Origin of the sequence: Mesorhizobium sp. M7A.F.Ca.MR.362.00.0.0 (genome assembly GCF_004023175.1) — a bacterium.
Lineage (GTDB): Bacteria > Pseudomonadota > Alphaproteobacteria > Rhizobiales > Rhizobiaceae > Mesorhizobium.
Map to the genome: position 1 here is coordinate 1 of NZ_RZTF01000412.1, position 5,518 is coordinate 5,518.

Here is a 5,518-nt window from a genome sequence, read left to right on the forward strand (position 1 = left end):
ATGATGCGCTGAACGCGGGGGTCGTCGCTGTCGACGTCGATCGCGACGATGCCGGAGGCCGCACCCATCGGCATGCCGATGTTGCCGTCACCTTTCTGGGTCAGCCACTCACGCTGCTCGCGCTCGGTGGGCATGCGGTCGGCGAAAACCTGCCACGCATCGATCCACGGACGCTTGAAACCGACCCGAAGCGGGATCGCAGGCTTGCCGAGGGCCCAATATTTCGGCGCTATAGAGGCAAAAATACCCATTATTCGGCCCCTTTCACGCGCTCTTTCAACGTCTGGATCTGGTCCGGCGTGCAGATATCCGTGAGAAAACCGACCACCTGAGCCTGGAAATCGGCCATTCCCTTCATGGTCCAGACCTTCTCGCGGGCGCTGACGAGCTTCTCGATCAAGCCGGCGCGCGCCTTGGCGACCTGGAGCTTCTCTGAGTGGTCGGCGTTACCGAGGCTACCGACGAGGGTGGTGAGGTCCTTGAGGACGGTCACGATTTCCTGCTCGACGTAATCAAGACGACCCTCTTCGCCTTCGAAGACAACGGTCGGCGCGTCAGCAACACGGCCATTCAGCTCTTTCAGGAAGTCAATCATGGCGGGCGTGTAGGGCGCCGCGTCCAGATAGTGCGGGGTGTCGCGCATCTGGTTCAGCACCACCCGCAATTGGAGGACAACGGCCTCCGGCAGCGTAGGGTAAAAATTCGACATCGGGTACTCCGGGTTGGGGGACCTAATGTGGGGGTTATTTTTTGAACAACGACCCGGCTACTCTAGGACAAGAAGCAAGAAATCCGGAAACAAGAAGCCGATATACAGGACATGAGCCTGTTCGAGGATTTTCTGAGCCGTCTGACACAAAAGTTTCCCGAAGACGGGGCTGAAATGTCCATGTCTCAGTTCATTGAGGCGAACACCAGCCTCAAGAAAAAGCCCTTTTCGTTCAAGGGCTACGAGTTTCAGCGACAGATTGTCGACGACATGCACCCCAACCTGGCGGTCATCAAGTGCTCGCAGGTGGGTCTGACCGAGATCCAGATCCGAAAATTCTTCTCGTTCCTCAAGCGGACCAACGCGATCAACGGGATCTTCAGCCTCCCCAACGACGAGATGTACAAGCGTGTCTCGAAGACGCGCATCAAGCCGATCGTGGACGAGGAGCCGGTCTTCAACCAGCACGAGGCGTCCAAGAAGCCGAACCGGTCGATGGACCTCTACCAGGTGGACGACAGCTTTGGCTTCATCACCGGCGGCAAGGAAGGTGACGCCACCTCCATCAACGCCGACATCATGTTCAACGACGAGGTCGACCTGACCGACCAGGAAATCCTGGCTCTCTATGGCTCGCGTCTGCAGGGCTCCCGGATCAAGATCCGCCAAGGCTTCTCGACGCCGACGTTCGACGGCTACGGCATCGACAGCATGTACAAGGCGTCGGACCAGCACGAGTACCTCTGCCGGTGCTCGCGCTGCAACCACTGGAACCTGCCGACCTTCACCCCCAAGTTCATCAACATCAAAGGCCTGTCCTCGGATCTGAACGACCTCTCCGAGATCGACGCCGACATGGCGATGAAGATGGACCTGGATAACGCCTTCACCATGTGTGAGCAGTGCGGCAGCAAGCTCGACCTTCTGGACCCAACCAGGTTCGAGTGGGTGCCCAGACACCCCGGCCGCCTTTCCCGCGGCTACTGGGTGCGCCCGTACTGCGCGCCGGAGCTCAACACCATCCGCTACATCGTCGAGCAGCTGCTCGACTACAAGCGCAAGAACTCGATCCGGCGCTGGTACAACACCGTGCTCGGCGAACCCTACAACGACGCGAATGCCCGCCTCTCCATCCCGGAGATCGAAGCGGTAATGCATGGCGAAGGAGCAATTGATGTACCCTTGGGATCTCCAGTGGCTGTGGGTGTGGACGTCGGTCAGACCTGTCATGTTGTCGTGGCTGACCTCCGACATTCGGTACCGGTTGTTTTTGAATGGCTGCAGGTTCCATCAGACCAACTGAAGGAGAAGCTGGCTGAGATCAGGACGCGCTACCGCGTCGTAGCCGGCGGAATGGATCTTAACCCATACGCGCCGCTCGCCAGGGAAATCCGAGACGACTCGAAGGGCATCATCATGCCCATCGAATATTCGACCAGCCTCAAGGCGGCGCCCGTCACGCTGGTCAAGGACGAGATGGACAGCATCACCCACGTCTCGTCGAACAGAACAGGCATCATCGACAAGACGGTCGGAATGATCCGCGGCCTGCACGTCAACTTCGCCGGCTACGGCAACAAGAAGCTGATCATCCAGACACACCTGCAGGACATGGTGCGCGTCGAGCTGGCGGAACAGCCGGCCAAATGGGTCAAGCTCACCGGCGACGACCACTTCTTCCACGCGCTCGGCTATCTCTTCCATTCGCTGCGGATCCACGACTACATCTCCAGCCAAGACGAGCAAGAAGAGCGCCAGATGGCGATGCTTTTCGGCCTGGTCTCCAAGGTGCAGCAGAGTGAGGCAGGCCTCAATTACAGAACCCGCATCAAGTCCCCATCTGTCCTGGGTCTTCGATAGGGATCTCCATGGCCAAGCTCAACATCATCCTCGGTATCGCTGAAACACAGTCGAAGGAGGCCGGCATGAAGCCGGTCATGAGCGACAGTTTTGTCGCTGTTGAAACGCTCGTCGTGACACAGGTCACGCAGAAGTCCGCGGTCATGTGCGAAGAGACCGACCAGGTCTGGATGCTGACCGCGCTGGGCGGCGACGTCTGGGTCCAGTTTGGCGGCGACCCGAACGCCGTGGTGGGCGACTGCCTGCCCTTGATCGCAGGTGTGCCCTATACCTTCTCAGCTTCCCCGGGCTTCACCTTGGCGGTGATCTCGGAATGATGCGCTTCGGACTAGGCCTCCGGCTTGGTCACGCCCTGGCAGCGGCCGGCGGGCCGCCCGTCGTGCTGCCCTCACTCTACCTCGGCCAGGTCGCGACCCGGTGCCGCATCCCGACCAATCTATCGACCACGAACAAGCTGGCCAACGCCCGCACCATGCACATCGCGCGGGATGACCTCACGTCGATCAAGATCGAGCTCCCCGCCTGGTTCTGGTACCGCACGAGCACCAAGGCCGAAGTGAACGTCACGGGTAACATCGTCTATCGGGCGTCCATCGAGTACCCGGCCGGCACCTTCACTCAGGTCACGTTCGCATCGGGCGCCGTCTCCGGCACGGCCACGGGTATCGCCCCGCTGCTCTCGGACTGGGTAAACGTCAACATCCCCAAGGGCGCCAAGTTCTGGGTCCGCTCCTACGCGGTCGCCACTCACTCCATTGTGTTCGCGGACGCGAGTTCGGGCACAAACTTCTGGACCTGTGACTTCGCCAACGGCGAGGCATACGAGTATGGCGCGTCGGGCATCACCGACAAGACCATGGGTGGCACTCTGGTCCCCAACAAGACCGACAACACCGCCGCCATCTGCCACCCGACTGCCATCATCGGTATGACGCGCAATCCGTCCGTGCTGCTCATTGGCGATAGCCGAGTCGCTGGCTTCGGTGACTTCTTCAACGCTGCCGGCGACACCGGCGAGCTTGCGCGCTCCATCGGCCCGTCTCTGGCGTACATAAACGCTGGATCGTCCGGCGACACGCTTTCCGAGTTCATCGCCTCACACACGCGCAGGGCGGCGCTGCAAAGCTATTGCTCGCATGTCGTGGTCGAGACCGCGATCAACGCCCTCCGCTCCGGCACCGGTCAGAACAAGACCGCCGCTACGGTGCTTGCTGAACAGCAGACCATTCTTGGCTACTTCCCGACCAAGCGCTGCTACACCACCACGACGTCGCCCTCCGCGACCAGCAACAACAGCTGGGCCACCTCCGCCGGCCAGACGGTCAACACAAACCTTGCGCAGATCAGCGCCTACAACGATGCCATCCGCGCGGGGGTCGCCAATTCGCTTGGCTTCTTCGAGATCGCAGATCAGGTCGAAATCGCGCGCAACAGCGGCAAGTGGAAGTCGGACGGGACGGCTGCAAAGTGGACGGCTGACGGCCTCCACGGAACACCCTTCGCTTACCAGGCCATCCAGGACAGCGGCGCGGTCGACCCCACGCGTTTCTCTCGCGCGGGGCTGTAGATCATCTGCAGCACGACGCTGCACACCCAAGTGTCCTTGCCCATAGCGGATACCCATCTGTCGGTGGACTGACATTAAGGACATGCCGTGGCGGTTTTCGATTTTCTCAGCGCGATCATCCCTGCGAAGAAGAAAGCCAAGGTTGGCGGCACCGCCTCCACGCCGACTTTCAACCCGCAACAGGTAGATCGCGTCCTCACGGTGCCGCAGTACCGGGACCATCTGACCGATCTGTTCACGTCCCGGCAGTCCGATGACAGCCGTGTCCTGCTGCAATCCCTGTTCAAGTTCGACCCCGACGTCTCGGCCGCGCTCAACGCTTACCTGACGATGGCGAACACCGACTGGATCGTGCTCGCGCGCGACCTGGAACAGAACATCGACCGGGACGCGACCAAGAGCCTGATGCTGGCGATCGAGAAGATCGGCCGGCCGACCGATTACACGCTGGGCTTCCAGCTGAAGAAATCCATGCGCTCGATCGCCGAGGAGCTGCGCTACATGTGCCTGCTCCGCGGTGGCATCGCCGCCGAGATGATCGTCGACAAGCAGCTGCTTCCTGACCGCATCCGCAACGTCGATTTGTCGACCATCCAGTGGTACGAAAAGAAGCCAGGAGAATACAAGCCGGTCCAGAAGATCGCGGGCTCGAATGACGAGATCCCTCTCGACATCCCGAATTTCTTCGTCTCGCACTACCGCAAGGATCCGACCTCAATCTACGGGACCTCGACCTTCGTGTCGTCGATCAACACGATCGCCGCGCGCCAGCAGGTGATCAACGACCTCTACCGCATCATGCGCCTGACGGGCTTTCCCCGCATGGCTGTCGAAGTGGTCGAGGAGGTGCTCACCAAGAACGCCCCCGAAAACATCAAGTCGGACGACATCAAGCTGCGCGAGTGGAAGGCCAACCGTCTCGGCGAGATCCGTTCCGTGATCGAGGGCCTGCGTTCCGACCAGCCGCTGATCCACTTCGACAGCGTGCAGCCGTCCATCATGAACGACACCAAGCCTGGCGCCGGCGTCGACATCACCGCTGTCATCGAGACGCTCAACGCCCAGAACCAGGCTGCGCTCAAGACCATGGCGACCGTGATCGGCCGCGGCGCCTCCGGCGTCAACACCGGCTCGGTCGAGGCGCGCATCGCTGCCATGAACGCCGACGAGCTCAACGAGCCGATCGCCGAACTGCTGCAGAACATCTTCTCCTTCATCATGCACCAGCAGGGCTTCCAGGGCTTTGTCGAAGTCGTGTTCCGCAAGGCGGAGCTGCGCCCCGACACCGAACTCGAGCCGCAGCTCACCTTGAAGTCCAGTCGACTGCGCCAGGATCTGTCGGACGGCCTCATCACCGACGACGAATATCACCTGTGGATGTA

6 protein-coding genes are annotated in these 5,518 nt (G+C 60.8%); 4 read left to right on the plus strand and 2 right to left on the minus strand.

Features of this window, described 5'->3' with window-relative positions; translation table 11 throughout:
• Together EOC06_RS31580 and EOC06_RS31585 are read right to left on the minus strand one after the other, a co-directional pair.
• On the minus strand, window positions 1–251 hold a 251-nt coding region (locus tag EOC06_RS31580; RefSeq protein ID WP_206631295.1), incomplete at its 3' end, for a bifunctional DNA primase/polymerase.
• Entirely contained in the window at window positions 251–709 is a 459-nt protein-coding gene (locus tag EOC06_RS31585; protein WP_128309631.1) for a hypothetical protein, read from the minus strand. The genes EOC06_RS31580 and EOC06_RS31585, both read right to left, overlap by 1 nt.
• A 180-nt stretch (window positions 710–889) precedes the next feature.
• Between EOC06_RS31585 and EOC06_RS31590 the strand changes: the two genes are divergently transcribed.
• From EOC06_RS31590 to EOC06_RS31605, 4 genes are all read left to right on the plus strand, one after another.
• A complete protein-coding gene (locus EOC06_RS31590; protein ID WP_164898836.1) occupies window positions 890–2,569 on the plus strand; it encodes a phage terminase large subunit family protein in 1,680 nt (559 codons plus the stop codon).
• 8 nt (window positions 2,570–2,577) lie between these two features.
• A complete protein-coding gene (locus tag EOC06_RS31595) occupies window positions 2,578–2,886 on the plus strand; it encodes a hypothetical protein (RefSeq protein WP_128309633.1) in 309 nt (102 codons plus the stop codon).
• Window positions 2,883–4,136, plus strand: a complete 1,254-nt coding sequence (locus EOC06_RS31600; RefSeq protein WP_128309634.1) for an SGNH/GDSL hydrolase family protein — start codon at window positions 2,883–2,885, stop codon at window positions 4,134–4,136. The genes EOC06_RS31595 and EOC06_RS31600 overlap by 4 nt, the downstream gene beginning before the upstream one ends.
• An 87-nt stretch (window positions 4,137–4,223) precedes the next feature.
• Window positions 4,224–5,518, plus strand: a 1,295-nt coding sequence (locus EOC06_RS31605; protein ID WP_164898837.1) for a hypothetical protein, incomplete at its 3' end; no start/stop codon positions are given.